Origin of the sequence: Bacteroides sp. An19 (assembly GCF_002160215.1) — a bacterium.
Classification (GTDB): Bacteria; Bacteroidota; Bacteroidia; order Bacteroidales; family Bacteroidaceae; genus Phocaeicola; species Phocaeicola intestinalis.
This window is the reverse complement of record NZ_NFKD01000002.1, coordinates 12,607-32,431: the sequence shown is the minus strand read 5'-3', so window position 1 is coordinate 32,431 and position 19,825 is coordinate 12,607. Positions and strand designations below refer to the sequence as shown.

Below are 19,825 nucleotides of genomic sequence, written 5' to 3'. Positions count from 1 at the left end.
GACCTTGTCAACTGCAACCTTGCCAACTGAAAAAACATACAACCACATGAAACATTTCCTATTTATCATCTGTTTGCTGAACGCTTTCAATTGCTGGTCGCAAACCTATACCATCAAACGTCTGGGACTGGAAAAAGGATTGTCCAACAATTTTGTCATCGATATTGCGGAAGACAAGAATGGTTATCTTTGGTTTGCTACCGAAGAAGGGTTGAATAAACTGGAAGGAACCACTTTCACTACATATTACAAGACAGAAAACAACGAACAAGGGATAACAGGAAATGAGCTGAATTGTCTGTTGGACGATCCAGAAGAAAACATTCTGTGGATAGGTACCCAACGAGCAGGCTTAAACGCATTCGATTACAGGAACAATACGTTCACCATCTACCGACACGATGACAACAACCCGAACAGCCTTGCCACCGATGACGTGACAGGCATCTATCCGGCAAAAGACGGAAACTTATGGATAACCACTTACTGGAAAGGCATTGATTATTTGGACAAAAAAACAGGCACATTTACTCATTACAATCGGACAACTGTACCCCAATTGCCCGGTAACCATATTTGGACTGCTACAGAAGACGGCAAAGGCAATTTATATATCGGACACAGATATGAAGGTATGAGTATCCTCTCGCTTAAGACCAAACAGGTGGAAAACTTCAGACATGATGAAAACGATCCTACCTCCCTGCCCGGCAACGAAGTGAAATGTATTTATCAAGACCAAAGCGGAGATATCTGGGTAGGCACAGATAAAGGACTGGCATTGTTTAATCCCGGAGAAAAAAACTTTTTGAATTTCGGTACGTCAGGCAGCCTGCTTTCATACAATATCTTTGATATCTGCCAACTGAACGACAAACAACTATGGATAGCTACCGAATTTGGAGGTATAGCCATCATTGACTTATCACAACGCTTCTTTTCATCGGCAGAAGACCTCAACTACCGCCACATCCGTGAAGGAGACGATGAATACAGTCTCAGCAATTCAAGCGTACGCAGTATCTTTCAGGATTCTAATAACAACATTTGGGTAGGACTTTGGGGCGGGGGTGTCAACTTTCTCAACAATGACGCTACATTATTCAATACTTATTGCTATTCGCAAGACATGCCTGGAAGCAACCTGAATGCCCGCATAGCCAGTGCCGTATGTATAGACCAACATAATCGGTTATGGATAGGAACCGACGGAGGAGGAATCAACGTACTGGAGAATGGACGACGTACCGCCACTTATACGGTTCATAATGGAAATCTTAGTGGAAATTCCATACAGACAGCTCTTTGTGATTCGGAAGGCAATCTGTGGTTCGGACTTTTCCGCAAAGGCATCATGTATTTCGATAACCAGAAACAGTCATTCCGCCAACTGTTTCCACAAGAACTGAGCACAACAGATGTACGTTCCTTTTTCGAAGACAGAAACGGACTGATGTGGATAAGCAGCAGTAACGGAATATATCAGATAGACCGGACTTCCAAAAAGATTGTCAAGCACATAGACATCCCCGAAAATTTAGTAAGAGATGTCATCAAAGATACCCAAGGACGTATTTGGGTAGGAACTTTTGGAGGAGGTCTCTTCCTTTATTCACAAGACTTAAAACTGATACACACTTTCGATACATACGCAGGCTTTCCATCCAATACCGTCAACGACATATATGAAGACACCCGACATAACGTATGGATTGCCACAGGTGACGGCCTGGTATGTTTTCCCCCGAAAAGCCTGGATTATCAAGAATACCAACGCACCGAAGGACTTGACAACACCCACATCCGAGCCATAACCGAAGACCATGCCGGCAACATCTGGTTCAGCACCAATAAAGGCATCTCCTGTTTCAAACAGGAAGAAAAACAATTCTATAACTACAATCACAAAGACAATATTCCCCTTGCCAGTTTCACTACCGGAAGTGTATGCAAAGACAACAAAGGAAACCTGTATTTTGGCTCTACCAACGGACTTTGTTATTTCGCTCCCGAACAAGTGTTATCTCCCAAAGAAGCCCCCAAAGCCCTTTTCATGAAAATAACGATTCTGACCCCGTTCCCTTTAACCGAAAGCAAAGGGCAAACCTATCCTCTTACCAATCGTGACCACATCAAACTGGAACATAAACAAAATAGCTTTAAAATTGCTTTCAGTGTGCCTGACTATGCGCTGGAAGGACAAGTCGAATATGCCTATATGCTGAAAGGGCTCAGCGATTCATGGTATATATCCGACATGAACAACATTACATTCAGGGATGTTCCTTACGGCAAGTATGAACTGATGGTCAAAACCCGTATCCGTAACCAAAAATGGTCGGATATGATAACGACTTTATCCATCGACATCGAACCTCCTTTCTGGTTGTCGTGGATAGCCAAACTGGTATATGTCGTAATCGGACTTATCCTGTCCTTTATCCTTTTGAAAACTTACAAGCGGCGCCTTAATCTGGAATACCTGTATGAATCGGAAAAATGGAATCATGAGCAGGAACAGCATCTCAATGATGAAAGGCTGCGCTTTTTTACCAATATTACGCATGAATTACGTACGCCGCTTACGCTTATTATTGGTCCGCTGGAAGACATGATGGGAAGCCGTACGCTGGCCCGTAAGGACAGACACCGCATCGCTGTCATCCATCAAAGTGCTATCAGACTACTGGAGTTAGTCAACCAAATACTGGAATTCCGCAAGACTGAAACACAAAATAAAAAACTATGTGTATGCCGCGAAAACATAGTTGCGCTGGTATACGAAATAGGACTCAAATACAAAGAATTGAATAAAAACCCGCGGATAAACATACAGATACAGACTGAAGCCGAAGAAATGACATTGTATTTCGACAAAGAAGCCATGACCATTATCCTTGACAACCTTATCAGCAACGCGCTGAAATATACCGAAAAAGGACAAATCACAATAAGTGCGCACTGGACGGACAAACAAAACGTACGCTATCTGGAACTGAGTGTACAAGACACCGGATACGGCATAAGCCCCGAAGCGTTGCAACACATTTTCGACCGCTATTACCAAGAGGGAAGCATACATCAAGCTTCTGGGACGGGCATCGGACTGGCATTAGTGAAAAATCTCGTTGCTTTGCATGAAGGAAGCATCGAAGCCCATAGCAAGCTCAATGAAGGAACCACCTTTGTCGTACGGATTGTGGCAACCAACAATTATCCTTCGGCACTTCACCGCGACCTTACCACAGAAGAGAAAGAAACTGCAGCTCCCCAAGCTTTGCCTGTCCAAGAATCGCAAGAAACAGCAGACAGCATGCGCCCCGTCATCCTAATCGTAGAAGACAACAAAGATATCCTCGACTACATGGTCGATTCGTTTACCGACCTTTACGAGGTAAAAACAGCCACCAACGGAAAAGAAGGTGTAGAAGCAGCTATAGAATATATTCCCGACATTATTGTAAGCGACATCATGATGCCCGTCATGGACGGAACCGCATTATGTAAAGCGCTGAAAAAGGATATACGTACCAGCCACATCCCCATCATCCTGCTTACAGCTAAAGATACACTTGCTGACAAAGAGGAAGGTTATCTGTCGGGAGCCGATTCATACTTGACCAAACCGTTCAGTGCCAGCCTGCTCCACAGCCGCATCAATAACCTATTGGCTCAACGCAGGCGATTATCTGAACGCTATATTACAGCTTCAAGTCCGATTTCCCCAGAAAAAGACATCGAAGAGAAACATAGCATCCTGACTGATTCATTGAATAAGCTCGACAAAGAATTTCTCGACAATCTGACTCATGTAATTACCGAAAACCTCTCATCGACAGAAACAATCGATATCAGTTTTCTATCCAGTCACCTCTGCATGAGCAACTCTACACTATATCGCAAAGTAAAAGCATTAACCGGAATGTCTACCAATGAATTTATCCGGAAAATAAAAATGCAGCTTGCTGAAAAACTGCTGCTTGAAGGGAAATACAGCATTTCAGAAATAGCCTTTAAAGTAGGCATCAACAGTACCGTTTACTTCCGCCAGTGCTTCAAGGAAGAATATGGAATGCTGCCTTCCGAATACTTGAAAAAAGTAAAAAGCGGACAAAACGAATGACGTACACGCTGCAGACCGTAAAGATAACGCTCATGAACTGCTCCCTCAACTCCACTGCCCCGGAATACTGGTTCCGCAAAACGGGCATACGCCGACAAAACCTGCTTGTGAGACACAATACCCTTCACGTCTCACAAGCCGTTTGCCACATCTCGGACAATAAGTATTCCCCACATCTGGCAAAGAAGTATTACCGATATAGACAAAACGCAGCCCCTCCTCTTCTGCTATCTGCTTTGCAGCAAGCAACGTTTCCAACGGAGTAGGCTCAAGCTGCTGCAAACGATAACGAGGGAAAAAGCGGCTGATGTGCAAAGGAGAGTCCGCAAAGCCGTTCGTCACCAGCCAGCGGCACATCGCACGGAAATCCTGTTCGTTATCATTGACAGTGGGGATAAGCAGGTGTGTTATCTCTATCCACACGCCGGCATCACGCATTGCCAATAAAGTATCCAATATCGGCTGGAGCCGGACACGGCTTACCTTCCGGTAAACCTCGTCTGAAAATGATTTCAAATCGATGTTTACGGCATCGATAAAAGGCAGAAGGTCGCGTAAAGGCGCTTCATTCACATAGCCAGCCGTTACCAGCACGTTCTTCAGTCCGACCTCTTGGCAAGCCGAAGCACAATCGCGCACATATTCCAGATACGTAAGCGGCTCGGTATAGGTATATGCCACCGCCCTGCATCCATACTTCTTAGCCAGGCGTACACAATCTTCGGGAAGCAAGGTCTGAGAAGGGATTTCCATCGGAGAGACCTGCGATACAGACCAGTTCTGGCAATTCAGGCACGAAAGGTTACACCCCGCCGAAGCGATAGAGAAACAAGTCGCTCCCGGCAAGAAATGAAACAAGGGTTTCTTTTCCATCGGGTCGGCGTGCATAGCGCATATACGTGCGTATGCCAACGAATATAGGTGCCCTCCCCGATTCATACGGCTCCGGCACCTCCCGCACTTAGCTTCATCTATCTTGCATCGGTGCGGGCAGAGCACACATACCACCGTCCCGTCGGGATTCGAAATATAATAAGCCGCTTCTTTCATCCGCATCGTTTTATTTTCCTTTTTATTCGCCGAATACAATCGCCTCGTACACATAGAGTTCCGCATCCTTCCAGCCGTTCCAGGCCAGACCTGCCTTATCGCGTGCGCAATGCCCCAAGAATTCTTCTTTCGTCCATCCCGTTTCCCTTGCCACCTGAGGAAGGAACGTCCCCCGATGCTCTCCTTTTATGATATAGATGCCATGCCGCCCCAACTGGAACTCATCGATGGTTTGAATCTTCCGCAAAGGGGAAAGCACCGAAATCTCGATATCAATGTCTTTCATCTCGCTTTCTTCTACGGGATAGAAGCGCGGATCTTCGAATGCGGCGGCACGTGCCATCGAAGAAACTGTCTGATACAACGGCTTATACCCTACCAGATTTCCGATACATCCGCGCAACTTTCCTCCTTTATGAAGGGTCACGAACGCACCGCAATGTTGTTGCAACACAAGACTCATTTTCGTAGAATCGTAGGGCAAGTCCGTCCGTCGGGCAAGTGCATAGTCAATGCTCCTACGGGCGATTTGCAAGAGTTGCGCCCGCTCTTCCCCGGTCAAAGAGAATGCATCCGCTTCCGCTTTCTTCACTATCGAAAAAGCATGATAGCCTACCACCCTGTCTTTATCTCCATAAACGGCATCGCCCGAATTGCAATAAGCCAAATGGCGGACTTGCAAATCCTTGCGCCCCTCCATTAATAAAAGGAGTACAGCGATAGGACTTTGCCCGCACGCACTGGTCAACAATTGGGGCACACCCTCGTGGGCATTCATCTCCAACGCATCCAGAAACTTCCGGAGCGAACCGCTCTCAATCGCTTCTCCCGTGGCTTTATCTACCCGGTTGGCATCCTCGTACGAAGGATAATGCGAGAAGTCACTACTGATAACGAACAGATTATCCGAAGTAAAATAAGGCTGCAATGCCTGGGCGATTCTTCTTAACTTTGCCAAGTCTTGCGTACCTATGATAATCGGTACGATGGGAGGGACATCGCGCAAATGCACTTGCAAGAGGGGCAATTGAACTTCCAGACAATGTTCACGAACGTGCGCCTCAGGCACATAGGTAAAGACTGTATCGGCACGCAGCAATGCATCGCATGCCTCCTTGTCTACTTGCACTTCACCCAACGGTGTGGCATAACTACCGAAAGCACCGTTCACCGAAGCACCGTCGAATGCAGCCCGATGGCTGGGACCAAGCAAGAATATCTGCTTATAGGCAGCATCCGCAGGGATTGCCTTTATGGCTTTGGATGCAATCGCACCCGAATAAACATAACCGGCATGCGGAACAATCACCGCTTGCACTTCCTTATCCGGCTCTACCGAAGAAGCATCGGACATGAACGATACTATCATCTTTCTCAATGTATCCGCCTTTGCCGGATAAAAAGCACCGGCAACCGCCGGCATACGGATTTTCTTTTCGCTCGAAGAGCAGGCGTTTCCTACACTGTGTATCATAATCATTACAATTAAAACCAATTTCCAACGGGTATGCATGACATTCTCTCTTTATGCCGCTAAATATAGCGAAATGCCGTCACATTATCAATATCCGACTGACTTTTTTTCTTCTTTCCTGCCAAACAGGCAAACCTGTCTGACAAATGTTCCATAGGCTCTTGCCTTCCTCTTCCCTCAATGTTTAAAAGAAAAGGCTTTTTGCTTAAAATAGATTTCGTAAGTTTAAAAGGCAAAGCCGTGCCGTCCGAAGGCACAGAGTTTGCATATCTATAAGTGAACTTCGGAAGCCGAAAGGCAGAGGGAGTTCAGAAGAACAATTGATAAACAAAGAACTTAAAAATAGGAGATTAAGATTATGACACCGAGCAGAAGAAATTACAGTCAAGAATGGTTACCGAGTATTTTCAATGACTTTTTCGATAACGATTGGATGGTAAAGGCCAACGCAACGGCACCTGCTATCAATGTTATAGAAAGCGACAAAGATTATAAGGTTGAAGTTGCGGCTCCGGGTATGACGAAAGAGGATTTCAACATCCACTTGAGTGAAGACAACGAATTGGTCATCTCTATGGAAAAGAAAACCGAAAACAAGGAAGAGGACAAGGAAAACAAGAAGTACTTGCGCCGTGAGTTTTCTTACACGAAATTCCAGCAGGCATTGGTTCTTCCGGACGATGTGGAAAAGGATAAAATCAACGCCAATGTCAACAACGGTGTATTGACCATCGAGTTGCCGAAACGCACGCCTGAAGAAAAAGCCAAAATCAACAAAGTGATTGAAATTCATTAATAGTAACCAGTAGACGGAAGCCGGAAACATCACACAATTAGATGTTTCCGGCTTTTTTTATTTTACCCCTACATGGACCATTTGCGGAATTCATGCGAATCAGGAGTTAGCGGTATTTATTTTGTGCATTTTGTATATGCCACGTAGTAGAGACGATGTGCACATCGTCTCTGCACATCGTCTCTACAGAAGCGGCGCAAAAAGGTATGGGCATCTTACTCCCAGCCCGCACCGGCGGGCGATAACTACCTATAACTCCCTTTTAACTCCTGATTGGCATAATTCAATCTTTTATAGCGAAACAATATTGATTTGCGAAAAATAATGTATGCAAATATTCGCTTTTTATTTCAGATTGACTATATTTGTCGAAGACGGACATACAACCGACATCCTTGTAGACAAGTGTAATGAATATGGAAATAACAGAAATAAAAACCGACAAGAAACAATACCTCGAACTTCTGCTGCTGGCAGACGAACAAGAATCGATGATTGACCGCTACCTGGAAAGAGGTACAATGCATGTCATGCACCACGGAACAGATACCATAGGCATTGCCGTTGTAACAGACGAAGGAAACAAGGTATGCGAACTGAAAAACCTGGCTATTGCACCCTCTTTCCAACGGCATGGTTACGGACGGGAAATGATAAGCTATCTGTGCCGGCTCTACAGCAAGCAGTTTACAACAATGATGGTAGGAACCGGAAACAGCATACAAACGGTCTCGTTTTACAAAAGCTGTGGTTTCACCTATTCACATACGGTACCGGACTTCTTCACGCTCCACTATGACCATCCCATCATAGAAGATGGAAAAGTACTTACAGACATGATTTATTTCAAAAAAAATCTGGATTTTCCCTCATCTTGAGATTTCATTAGCAGAAGTATATCATATCGTGCGTAAGCCCCGATATCACTCCGGCTCAATCTCATTGGGTGAAGGAAGTTGCTTCCAGCCTTCACCGAACGTATCGTAAGCATCGGTCACTACCACGAAGGCACGCGGGTCGGCAAGCTTTATCGTGGCTTTCACGCCCGCCACTTCCTTGTAGCTCACTACCAAGAAAATCATTTCCTTCTCTTTCTTCGTGTACAAGCCGCTGCTCTTGATACATGTAGCGGTACGGTCCAAATCATTCAAGATATACTTATGCAAATCTGGCAACTCCTTCTCGCTGATAACAAATATCAGCTTGTCATTCTTCGAGCCGTTTATCATATAAGCTATCACCCGCGATACGATGAAGATAGCTATCAACGAATACAAAGACAAATAAACGGAAGGTTCCTCGGATACTTCTCCGCTTCCCAATCCGAACCCAATCACCAACAAACCAAAGCAGACAACGATCCCGTCCACCAGCAATATCGCCCGCGAGAAACGGATGTGCATATACTTCTGAAGCATCATTGCCACAATATCGCTCCCACCCGTAGTAGCCTGATTCTTCACCACAATGCCGCTCCCGATACCTATCAGTACGGCACCCATCACGCAGGTCAGCATCAGATGGTCCGACAAGTCCATAATGCCCCCCAAAAGCTGAGACGGGTCAAGCGCATGCAAAGCTTCTTCCGTAGGATATACCAGACGCGACATGATGTTCATCAACAAAGGAGTGGTCAATGCAGCCGCAATGGTACGCGCCCCCAGCTTCGTGCCTAAAAAGATGACCGAAAGGATAAGCAACGGAATATCGAACATATACCCGAACGTACCTACCTGAACGGAAGGAAACAGGTTATGCAACACGATACTCGCCCCATACACACCTCCCGGCACAATGTTATATGGATTGATAAAAAACACAAAACCTGCCGCCAAGATGATACATCCCAGCAAAATATTCAGCCAACCGTTTATTTCTTTCTTCATATACGAACTCATTTTTATGCAGCAAATATACAAAGAAAGGTTCAGATAAGCAAGTGCTCATTTCATCTTCTAAAGTCAATCAGAAGTGATTTTATAGTAAAATCTGTGTCCGTCTGTCCCCGTCTGCATTCTTTTATATTTTACGCGGTATGAAATTGTGCATTTTCCACCACAGAAATTGTGCATTTTCTCACCACAGGACACAGAGACTTTTAAATTTTTTCTCTGTGGTACCCTGTGACCTCTGTGGTGAGATTTTGTTCTACTATAAACCGACTTTTTCTTTGTCTGTTGAAGATTAATCGTTAACTTTGCAAACAAAATCAAACGTCCCAAGAACTTAAAAACTCAAAAACTTACAGAGCCATGATGAAGTACCCCATAGGAATACAGAGTTTTGCCGACATCCGCAAGCGCGGATTCGTTTACGTAGACAAGACGGCATTTATTTACCGAATGGCGTTGATGGGGAAATACTACTTTCTCAGCCGTCCCCGCCGGTTCGGCAAATCCTTGCTGGTCTCTACTATGGAAGCTTACTTCTTGGGACAAAAAGACTTGTTCAAAGGACTTGCCATAGAGAAACTGGAAACGGAGTGGAAGACGTATCCTGTACTTCATCTGGACTTGAATGCTCGTAATTATGAGGATGAAGAATCCCTCAAAGCGGAATTGAATAAGCACCTTGTGATGTGGGAACAGGGTTATGGCATGACTACTGATAGCAACCTGGCTCCCGAAGAACGTTTCTATAACGTAATACATACTGCCTACAAACAGTCGGGTGAACAAGTGGTGGTGTTGGTGGACGAATACGACAAACCGCTTCTCAGCACCATCGACAACAAACCGTTGCACGATGCGTACCGGAAAGCCTTGAAAGCTTTCTTCTCTGTGCTCAAGTCACTGGATGCCTACATCCGTTTCGGTTTCATCACGGGCGTGAGCAAGTTCAGCCACGTCAGCATCTTCAGCGACCTAAACAATCTGGATGACATCACCATGGATCCCCGCTATGTGGACATCTGTGGCATATCTGAAGAAGAACTGCACATTTACTTTGACGACTCCATCCGCGAACTTGCCGATGCCAACGGCATGACCTTCGAAGAGGCATGCGAGAGGTTGCGCAAGCAATACGACGGTTATCATTTCCGGCAGAACAGTGTAGGCATTTACAATCCATTCAGCCTGCTCAATACATTTGCAAAAAAAGAGTTCAATGACTATTGGTTTAAGACAGGCACACCCACTTTTTTGGTCAAGCTGCTGCAACAGAACGACTATGAGTTGCATGATTTGAAAGGCATTTATGTGGACGGAGATGTGCTTTCTTCCGTAGACGAGGGATATGATGACCCCGTTCCCGTACTCTTCCAGAGCGGCTACCTCACCATTGCCGGTTATGACCCCGAATTAGGTTACCGTCTGGACTTCCCCAATCAGGAAGTTGAGCGGGGTTTCTTCCGTTTTCTGATACCTTACTACACGTCACAGCAGCAATCGAGCGTCAGGGGCATTCTCAACAAGATGACTTCAGCTGTCAAACGGGGCAACCCCGATGACCTGCTGCAAACCATCCAGACCATGCTGGCAGGCAGAAGCCACATGGTGGCAGGAGCTGACAAGGAAAAGGATTTCCAAAACACTCTCTACCTGATTTTCACCATGCTGGGCTACAATGTGCAGATAGAGCAGGCGACCAGCCAAGGCCGCATAGATATTACCATTCAGACAAAAGACTATATTTACATCATAGAACTGAAGCTTGACAAGACCGCCGAAGAAGCCCTCCGGCAAATCAAGGACAACCATTATGCCCTCCCTTTCCAGACGGACAAACGCAAGCTTTACCTGATAGGCGCAAACTTCTCATCGGAAACAAGGACGGTGGAGAAGTGGGTGACTGAAGAGCACTCACGGTGGGTTTTCGCATTTTAATAACATTGTAAACAGATTTGATAACTTATGCGTACTTTCTTACAGACAACTGCCGGCGGCACATTTATAGCGGGCGAAGCGATGACATTTGTAGTCCGTAAAGATTATGCCGAATATATATTTAAAGCAGGAAAAGGCTTTTACGGAATAGTAAACTTCCTGTTTAATGGAAAAAACGAGGTAATGCTTTTTGCGGGTTGGGGCACTTTTTTCAAGCGCATCACCAACCATGCAGACGTAAATAAGCTGTTACAGATGCTCGAAAAGCCCTGCCCACAAGTGATAGACTTAATGACTTGTAAATCCGATTACAGCCTGGTAACATTAAGCAACAACGAGATGGGTATTCGTAAGACGATTAATACATCCACCTCCCGCTCGTTGATTGAAATCATGGGTGACCCCATTGTAGTGGAAGAAGCCCGTAATTTGGTGAATTACTGTCTAAAGCTTTTCCGTGAGATCCACGACCACTGCCCTTTCCCCGGTTGGAAGCAAGGATTGAAGGAAGATTTGTAGAACAACCGTCTGAATCCCCCAACCAGGAGGTGGAGCAGGGTTTCTTCCGGTTCCTGCTGCCTTACTATACGCCACATTCCTTATGAGAGTATATGCCCGTGTCCTCTGTGTTGAATCTCATTTATGAGCAGTTACTTATAACATTACGGGACTTATCCGATTGATTCACATCATCCGGACAAGCCCCGCTTTCTTTGGGTTAACTTAGAAGCTGTTTTGAATTTCTCCAAAAAGTTTTTCTTGGCTTAATGTATCCGTTTTCGTGTGTGCTTTGGGCGATTTTTTGGCCCTTTTCGCTCCTGTTCTTCGTCAGATAGCCCGCTATCTTCCTCATCACAGAAGCAAAAATGCCTCAAAAACTCATCCCAAATCATCGCACGATAAATTCAAAACAGCTTCTTAACAATATCTATTCACGGTAAAGCATCAAGGTTGCCCAACCCAATTGGTCGAACGCACCGCTGTTTGTACCGTAACGGTTTTCCGGTTCACCCACACCGCCTTCGGGACGAAGCTTGTCGGCGAACTGCTTGGCATACGTATAGCCACTGCCCACATTTGCCACCTTTGCATAATGGTTGTACAGGATTTCCCATCCCGGACGAATGCTGCCACGACCTTCATCATCTGCCATTTGCGTATGGGTTGCACCGTGGTTCTTATCGCGGCAAGAGCAGTCGATGCTATATTCATAGGTCGTAAACGGCATCTGGGTGGCACTTACCAGCCAGCTTCCCGTATTGTTCTGGTTATCCGTACCATTGCGCAAGTTGGACAACGCTACGTATTCGCCCATCTTCATCATGCCGAACTGTCGCACATCATCGGCTACGACCGCGACCGCTTGGTAAGAAACATCCGCTTCGAGAACCTCCGCATCAACGGTACGGTTATCTTCGACGACATGCCCGGCAAACCTGCATGGTACAAAACAGGCGATATGGCACGGATTTTCATCGGCGAACATGTAGAAAATGTGACATTCAGCAAATAAGGTGATGCGGATCGGGATTCACCACAGAGGACACAGAGGCTTTTAAATTTTTTGAATATCCGCCAAATGCCCATAGTATAAAAGGGAATTAGAAGGAGTTATGCCTTCGGCAGGAGTTAATCCTGCTATGGCTCCCATGAGCAAAAGTATTGGCTTCTAACTCCTTTTAACTCCTTATTGGGCAAAATGCGGACATTCATTATTTATAATCTGCGAAAATCTGCGTGAAGCTGCGTTTCTTCATCGTGCCACTTCATTTATACTGTAGTGAAATTCATTTACCAACAAACTACTTCATGACAAAAGTATGCAGGGAATGTGCGTCCAGCGTCACGTTAAGGTATTTCTTCCCTATCTTCACGCTTACCGGCTGCGGCGTATCGCCCAAATTGCCTGCTATAACGACAATTTTCTTTTCAGGAGTACGGTAGACCACCGCTATCGTTCCGTCTTTCTCTTTGGGAGCATAGCCTATCATTTCACTTCCGGGAACGACAAAATGAGAAAAATGCTTCACGGCATAATATTCTGCCGTATAGCGGAACGTCCGTGTTTCACTGTCCAGCTCTATCAATGCATTCTGGTTCCATCCCCAAGGACTGGTGCCATGCTTTGGAAGCAAGAAGTTCCAATTAAACCATTCGTCGCAACCATTGCCCACATTGTCACTTATCAAAAAGAACGTATGCTCGCCCGCCTTCCAGTCCATAGCTCCGTTGCCGCATTCACTTTCCGAACAGATATAATGGAAACCGGGATACTGACGGCGTATGGCAGGCAGGATTTGACGTCCTTCCCACTGAAAGGCAAGCCCTTCGATGCAGGCACGCAACCGGTCATCGCTTAATACCTTTTCTACATGGTCTTGCCGGTTGGTATTAAACGTACCCAAATACAGCTTCACATCCGGATGATGCTTTTTCAAGGCAGGAGCCAAATAATCACGGTTGAAACGTATCGTGCCTTCAGCTGTCCAGGCACAGCCCGGATAAGGCGTGTAGCTGTAGGCCTCATTCTGATAGATTACCATATCGATGTTTACCCCCTGGGCTTTATAGGCATCGATGAACTTACAAAAATAATTGGCGTATGCCTGCAGGTAACGAGGGTCTTGAATGAAATAATCCTGTGTAGCCAGTTTTCGGGGGAATTGCCCTTCACGCTCGCCCAAGAATTTCATCTCATCCTCGTCTACCCCGTCTTGCGAGCCATACAGCAGATAGTCCAAACGCTTGTCCTGCCGGTTGAAACGGCTGCTCAGTACCGGGTAATCTCCATTGATTTTCATCCAGCTTGGCGGACTCCAGGGAGATGTCCAGAAAGTCAAGCGAGGATTGAACTTCTGGGCGGCACGAATCAAAGGAATGATGCCCAGCTTGTCGCGGTCGATATTGAAATAACGCAGTTCCAAGTCGCCTGCCACTTCGTCACAGCTATACCACGAACGGGCATAATCGCTGGCATTCATCGGGATACGTCCGCGGGTAAACTTCAAGTCTCCGTCGGGAGCAAACAGGTTATGCATAATTTCATCCTGTTCATCACGGGTCAGCGCCAGCAGGGCATCCCAGTCCAACTCGTTGAACGTCGTACCCCATGCCTTGAAAGGAACGCCTTTTTCTGTCCCATCTATTTCCAGCAAAGGAGTCTGAACGGGACGGGATTGCAGCTTGGTCTCATCCTCTTTCCAATAATTGTTTTCTGTACTGCATATCCATACATAAGACTGTGCCTGTATGCCATAAACCATACTCAAAAAGCATACGGCAAAGGTCCATTTTAGAAAAATCGGTTTCATAAGAATTTACGTGTTACGGTTTATGATTGTAAAATATACGAATATCCTCATTTCCCCTACATGGGCTGTTTGCGGACATTCACTTTGCAATAATAATTATTTTTCCCCGAAAAAGCAAGAGAGTATGCCCCAATGAAAGCAAATACAGACTTACCATTAAAAAATGAATATCCGCATTTTACTCCTATATGGGATGTTTGCGGATATTCAAATTTAGAAATTTATCTGATACTAAAACCTATTGCCGTGCAGGGTTTTGTGTCAAGACCCCTTCTGAACTGGTTATATAATAGGTAGGAATAGGGAATTTGCTATGCTTCGCATAGTCAAAATTCGTCCGTCCTTTACGGTGCATGAGGTTGGTCGTATAATTGGGTACTACTTTTTCATAACGCACCAAATCAAACCAACGGTTTCCTTCAAAAGCCAATTCTATACGGCGTTCGTTCCAGATTATTTCCCGTAAGGCATCTTTTCCCAACCCTCTTTTTTCCGGCAATACACCTGCCTCGGCATACGTTTGGTTTCCACGAGCGCGGAAACGGACTTTTTCAAGGGCATCTTCTGCCTCTGTTGTTTTCCCAAGTTCATTAGCCGATTCGGCATAAACCAACAAGATATCCGCAAAGCGGAGGAATGGCAGGTTCAATTCTTGCTTGAAAAAGTCATTGTCGGGCCATTGCGTAGCGGGCCAAATCACTTTCTTGTTTGCATAGTTAAACTCAGATACAACATTCCCTGCCTCATCTTTTTCTTCCAGCCAAGTTATTTCACCTGTATAGCCTTCAATGGTTTCTCCCTTTTCAAAGATTGTCGCTTCCTTACGCGGATCTCCCTCTTCATAAGCACTTACAAATTCATCGGAAGGAACAAAATAAGCAGACCCCAATCCTGAGCCGGGAATACCTTGAAACTCTACATACGGATTACGCAAACGCCCCTCGATATTCTGGTAAATATAGTGTCCCGGCATCATGCTTTCCGAAGAATATTTACCCTGAATAGAGAACAGATTCCGATAATCCGGGTCGAGTGAATATTCATGGTCTACATTCACAACTTCATTGGCATACTTGTAGGCGTTTTCATAATCCTGACGATATAAGTAAACCTTTGCCAGTATCCCTTTTGCCGTTCCTTTGGTCACACGACCAAGTTTTCTTCTCCCCATTCCTGACGGGTAGGAAGATGTTCTATAGCGTATTCCAAATCAGATATTACCAATCTATAAATATCTTCCTCTGAACTTTTGGGAATATTATATTCATTTTCTGCCGGAACATGGTCACGCAACACTACTTCACCGAATACATTCATCAAATCAAAATGCCAATATGCACGGAAAAAACGTGCCTGCGCGTTATAAAGAGCTGCTGTTTCATCATCATAATCTTTCGTAAGTTCCAATACCTGGTTGCAATCATTTATATATTGATACCATCTTTCCCATAACCGTTCCACATAAACGTTATTGGGGTCGTACTGAAAGTTATATGCAGTCAAGAAATTAGCGTCTGCCGTATTCATCCGCACATCATCCGAAGGAAACTCATGCGTTGTAAAATACATTGTACCCAAACGGAAAAAACGCCAGTTAATGGATGAATAAACACGTGATACCGCTTCATTAATTCGTTCTTCTTGGCTAAAATACAAATCTGTGGTCAATTCTCCTTGCGGAGTAACATCCAAGAAATCACTACACGAACCTAATATACAAGTTCCAGCCAATGCCATTATATATGTTTTTATCTGTTTCATATCTTCTGAATTAAAAGAATTATTATAAAGTCAAATTCAAACCGAAGTTCACACTGCCCGCCATCGGATAAGTATTCGAATCCTGCCCATCCATGATTTCGGGAGTAAAACCTTTATATTTAGTAAAGTAAAGCAGATTAGATGCGTTTACATAGATACGAAGTCTGCCAATCCCAATCTTATTCATCCATTCATCAGGCAACGTATAGCCCAATTCTGACGGACGCAATTTCAGATAATCACCATCGAAAACCATTATATCCAATGTTCTTCCCACATTGATAGATCCGCCTGCCAAACGAGGCATAACAGCGTCCGGATTTTCAGGAGTCCATGAATCACACCAATCACGATGCATATTGTTGGTCACCGATGTAAAGTCATTGTAAGAGTTATTCATCACCTTCCCTCCAAAACTTCCGGTAAAATCCAAATACAAGTCAAACCCTTTCCACGACGCATTAAATCCCAAGCTTCCCGTAAATTTAGGATAAGGGTTTCCAAGATCCGTCTGATCCTCTGCGGTAATTCTTCCATCCCCGTCAACGTCTACATAAATCAAATCTCCCAATTGGGCTTCCGAATGATAAACGTCCGCCCCTTTGCTACGGGCATATTCGTTCCAGCGGTCAAGGTCTGCCTGAGTGTGGTAAATGCCTTGCGTCTTATACCCATAGAAATATCCGAAAGGTTTTCCTTCTTCCTTGGCTGTCTGAAGATTAGTAGACCAAGCAGTGGAAATAGTCTTTTGATTCTTCCAATCGGTTACTTCATTCTTGAATGTACTTCCACTAAATGTAAAACCATAATTGAACGGATGCCTGTTATCCTGCCATGCAACAGTAAACTCAAAACCACTGTTACGGACTGAACCTGCATTGGAATATGTAGGCGTAATACCCACCGAACCGCCTTTTATCGGCAATATCATCAAGAGGTCTTTAGTCTTACGGTTGAAATAATCAAACTCAAGAGTCAGCATACTATTAAACAACCCCAAGTCAAATCCCAAATCAACCTGTTCACTACGTTCCCATTTGATATCCGGATTAGATGCATTTACAATACCTACACCGGGATATACTTGTCCATTAAAAACAGCATGATACTCATCAACCATCGATACCAACGCATACGAAACATTGTCCTGAATCTTGTCATTACCTGTTTGTCCCCAGCTTCCTCTTATCTTTAAATTGCTCAACCAGTCCACATCCTTCAGAAACGCTTCTTCACTGACCCGCCAACCTACTGCAGCCGACGGAAAATACCCCCAACGGTTATTCTTTCCAAATTGGAAGAACCGTCCGCACGCATTGTAGCCGTAAACAGATAACGGTCTTTCAATGAATAATTGACACGGAACATGTAAGAAGCTCTTGTCGTAATTGTCGGCTTGACCGCTGCCACGGTACGGTCTGCATCGGTAGGAGCGGTAGCTGTCATGCCATAATCCTTGTCGTACATCAAAATATTCCGGCTGTTTGCTCCCAATCCTTGTGTCGTGCTTTTTCAGACGTAAAACCTGCCAGGACATTCAAATGGTGAGTGTTCCCCCATAAACGATCATACGTCAATGTATTTTCCCACAACCATGTGTTTTCGAGCGCATAATTCTCCATAAAGGTATTAGAACTGCTGCTTTGATGGGATGGATTGATATTGTAAATCCCCTTCAACTGATGTTCATAACCATGTAACCAATCAACACCATACGACGTACGGAATGTAAGCCCTTTCACTATTTCCCAGCTTCCCCATACATTCCCAAAGAAACGTATCCGCTTATTGTTATAACCGGCATTCAGGGCTAATTCCGCAACAGGATTTATCAAATCACCATTCTGCATAGAATTCCACTCTCCTTGTTCATTTTGGGGTGTAATAAGAGGTGAACCAGACAAAACGGAACGCATCAAACGATATGAATCGCTTCTGCCGTCACTGTTGCTGACAGCTAAATTCAAGTTATGTCCTATCCGGATAGATTTTGAAAGCTTATATTCATTATTGATACGGAAAGTCCAGCGGTCATAAGACGTATTCTCCCATACACCATTCTGCTTGAAATATCCGGCACTCACATTATAATTCACAGATTCGGAGCCACCCGATACAGAAAGTTGATGGTCACGTGTCCAACCGTTCCGGGTCATTTCCCCCAGCCAATCAGTTCCTTTTCCATACCCCGACGGATTTCCGTAAGGTTGTTCTTGTCTGGAATTTTGGGCAACAATATTCATTAAGCGGGCATATTCGGAACCATTGCAGACATCATAATTATCAATGATATACTGAAAGCCTTCACTCCCTGAGTACGAAACGACAGGCTTTCCGGACTCGCCTCTTTTTGTTGTCACCATAATCACGCCATTGGCTCCTCTTGAACCGTAAATAGCAGTAGCTGAGGCATCTTTCAGCACATTCATACTCTCGATATCTTTAGGGTTAAGAAAATCTATATTATTTGTCATTACCCCGTCTACTACGTACACAGGAGTAGCGTCACCATCCGTACCAATACCACGAATACGGACGGTAGGAGTTGCTCCCGGCGCTCCTGAAGTCACGACCGTCAGACCGCTTTTCCCTTGCAAAGCTTCTCCGGCATTTCCTCCCCGGATACCGGAAATGTCTTTTAACTTGATTGTGGTAACAGAACCTGTAAGGTCTGATTTACGCTGTGTACCATACCCCACTACTACCACTTCATCCAAAGCTTTCGAATCTTCTTCCATCATGACTTTCAGATGTTTCTGCCCGTCAAGAACCACTTCTTGCGTCTTATAACCGATATACGAAATAACCAAAACGCCTTGAGCATCCGGCAAACTAAACTTACCATCCAAATCTGTAATAGTCCCGTTTGACATGCCTTTCACTACAACGCTGGCACCAATAACCGGCTCACCGTTCACATCAGTTACAATACCTTCTACAACATTAGCTTGCTGCATCCACCCTACGCTGCCTATACCTGCAAAAGCCGATAACGAACTTCCAGCCATCAAAGGTGATGCCATAAAGACAGAGAATAACATTCTCTTTGACAACATTCTCACTACATTTTTCATAAATCAATTTTTAAATTAACAATTTATTTAGATACATGCTCTCATGAATTCACGTACATCTCTCCTACTAACAAAAAGGTGGCTTTCTACCGTACGAAAGGACAGATTCAGCTTTTGGGATATTTCCGAAATGGAGTTAGACTGAAACCGACTCATCACATACACCTTCCGACGCTGTTCGGAAAGCGTAGCAACTTTCCGGTACTCCCACCGCCGCAAGTCTTTTGCAATCACCTGGCTCTCCAAATCCGTAACAGAAACCGGAAGCACCTCATACAGATAGCGGTCGATTTCCTGCTTCTTATATAAACGGCGTAAATAATCGTTTACCAAATTACGCACAATGGTAAAAAGGAAATATTTCAATAAGTAACTTTTCTGTAAGATTAATAATCCTACACGTGTAAGA

At 44.7% G+C, this 19,825-nt stretch carries 17 protein-coding genes and 1 pseudogene; 6 read left to right on the top strand and 12 right to left on the bottom strand.

Annotation, left to right across the window (positions count from 1 at the left end; translation table 11 throughout):
- The first annotated feature begins 46 nt into the window (after positions 1-46).
- A complete protein-coding gene (locus B5F25_RS01235; protein WP_087247127.1) occupies positions 47-4,123 on the top strand; it encodes a hybrid sensor histidine kinase/response regulator transcription factor in 4,077 nt (1,358 codons plus the stop codon).
- A gap of 45 nt (positions 4,124-4,168) precedes the next feature.
- Here the strand turns inward: B5F25_RS01235 and amrS are convergent, their stop codons facing one another.
- Both amrS and amrB read right to left on the bottom strand, forming a co-directional pair.
- Positions 4,169-5,173 carry an AmmeMemoRadiSam system radical SAM enzyme gene (amrS, locus tag B5F25_RS01230; RefSeq protein WP_087247229.1) on the bottom strand — a complete coding sequence of 335 codons (1,005 nt, stop codon included), beginning with the start codon at positions 5,171-5,173 and terminating at the stop codon, positions 4,169-4,171.
- A 22-nt stretch (positions 5,174-5,195) separates the two neighbouring features.
- Positions 5,196-6,647, bottom strand: coding sequence for an AmmeMemoRadiSam system protein B (gene amrB, locus B5F25_RS01225; RefSeq protein ID WP_241148328.1), 1,452 nt, complete (start codon positions 6,645-6,647; stop codon positions 5,196-5,198).
- A gap of 358 nt (positions 6,648-7,005) precedes the next feature.
- Between amrB and B5F25_RS01215 the strand changes: the two genes are divergently transcribed.
- Positions 7,006-7,443 carry an Hsp20/alpha crystallin family protein gene (locus B5F25_RS01215; RefSeq protein WP_022040996.1) on the top strand — a complete coding sequence of 146 codons (438 nt, stop codon included), beginning with the start codon at positions 7,006-7,008 and terminating at the stop codon, positions 7,441-7,443.
- 410 nt (positions 7,444-7,853) lie between these two features.
- Complete coding sequence (locus tag B5F25_RS01210) at positions 7,854-8,321, top strand: GNAT family N-acetyltransferase (RefSeq protein ID WP_204430162.1); 468 nt, start codon at positions 7,854-7,856, stop codon at positions 8,319-8,321.
- Positions 8,322-8,366: 45 nt separating this feature from the next.
- Here B5F25_RS01210 and B5F25_RS01205 read toward each other — a convergent pair whose 3' ends face one another.
- A complete protein-coding gene (locus tag B5F25_RS01205; protein ID WP_013617439.1) occupies positions 8,367-9,329 on the bottom strand; it encodes a YitT family protein in 963 nt (320 codons plus the stop codon).
- 369 nt (positions 9,330-9,698) lie between these two features.
- Here B5F25_RS01205 and B5F25_RS01200 point away from each other — a divergent pair, with 369 nt between their 5' ends.
- Positions 9,699-11,270, top strand: a complete 1,572-nt coding sequence (locus B5F25_RS01200) for an ATP-binding protein (protein ID WP_087247227.1) — start codon at positions 9,699-9,701, stop codon at positions 11,268-11,270.
- A 27-nt stretch (positions 11,271-11,297) separates the two neighbouring features.
- The gene (locus B5F25_RS01195; RefSeq protein ID WP_087247121.1) at positions 11,298-11,789 is read left to right on the top strand and encodes a hypothetical protein; all 492 of its coding nucleotides are present in this window, start codon (positions 11,298-11,300) and stop codon (positions 11,787-11,789) included.
- 245 nt (positions 11,790-12,034) lie between these two features.
- Here the strand turns inward: B5F25_RS01195 and B5F25_RS22620 are convergent, their stop codons facing one another.
- Positions 12,035-12,163, bottom strand: coding sequence for a hypothetical protein (locus B5F25_RS22620; RefSeq protein WP_262483264.1), 129 nt, complete (start codon positions 12,161-12,163; stop codon positions 12,035-12,037).
- Positions 12,164-12,198: 35 nt separating this feature from the next.
- Positions 12,199-12,423, bottom strand: a complete 225-nt coding sequence (locus B5F25_RS22195; RefSeq protein WP_204470762.1) for a hypothetical protein — start codon at positions 12,421-12,423, stop codon at positions 12,199-12,201.
- 168 nt (positions 12,424-12,591) lie between these two features.
- On the opposite strand from B5F25_RS22195, the pseudogene B5F25_RS01185 reads away from it, so the two are divergent.
- Positions 12,592-12,783, top strand: a pseudogene (locus B5F25_RS01185) (endo-polygalacturonase); the annotation flags it as partial.
- Positions 12,784-13,072: 289 nt separating this feature from the next.
- Here B5F25_RS01185 and B5F25_RS01180 read toward each other — a convergent pair.
- The 7 genes from B5F25_RS01180 to B5F25_RS01155 form a co-directional block, all read right to left on the bottom strand.
- Positions 13,073-14,533, bottom strand: coding sequence for a glycoside hydrolase family 30 protein (locus tag B5F25_RS01180; protein ID WP_239414057.1), 1,461 nt, complete (start codon positions 14,531-14,533; stop codon positions 13,073-13,075).
- Positions 14,534-14,819: 286 nt separating this feature from the next.
- Positions 14,820-15,752 (bottom strand): RagB/SusD family nutrient uptake outer membrane protein, encoded by a 933-nt coding sequence (locus tag B5F25_RS01175; RefSeq protein ID WP_087247117.1) that lies wholly within the window; start codon positions 15,750-15,752, stop codon positions 14,820-14,822.
- Positions 15,725-16,342: a RagB/SusD family nutrient uptake outer membrane protein gene (locus B5F25_RS01170; RefSeq protein WP_087247115.1), complete on the bottom strand. Its 618-nt coding sequence runs from the start codon at positions 16,340-16,342 to the stop codon at positions 15,725-15,727. The genes B5F25_RS01175 and B5F25_RS01170 overlap by 28 nt, the downstream gene beginning before the upstream one ends.
- 22 nt (positions 16,343-16,364) lie before the next feature.
- The gene (locus B5F25_RS01165) at positions 16,365-17,690 is read right to left on the bottom strand and encodes a SusC/RagA family TonB-linked outer membrane protein (RefSeq protein ID WP_241148336.1); all 1,326 of its coding nucleotides are present in this window, start codon (positions 17,688-17,690) and stop codon (positions 16,365-16,367) included.
- Complete coding sequence (locus B5F25_RS22310) at positions 17,591-17,812, bottom strand: hypothetical protein (protein ID WP_241148337.1); 222 nt, start codon at positions 17,810-17,812, stop codon at positions 17,591-17,593. The genes B5F25_RS01165 and B5F25_RS22310 overlap by 100 nt, the downstream gene beginning before the upstream one ends.
- Complete coding sequence (locus B5F25_RS01160) at positions 17,809-19,416, bottom strand: SusC/RagA family TonB-linked outer membrane protein (RefSeq protein WP_087247111.1); 1,608 nt, start codon at positions 19,414-19,416, stop codon at positions 17,809-17,811. The genes B5F25_RS22310 and B5F25_RS01160 overlap by 4 nt, the downstream gene beginning before the upstream one ends.
- Positions 19,417-19,443: 27 nt before the next feature.
- Positions 19,444-19,782: a sigma factor-like helix-turn-helix DNA-binding protein gene (locus tag B5F25_RS01155; RefSeq protein WP_022039964.1), complete on the bottom strand. Its 339-nt coding sequence runs from the start codon at positions 19,780-19,782 to the stop codon at positions 19,444-19,446.
- Positions 19,783-19,825: the final 43 nt, after the last annotated feature.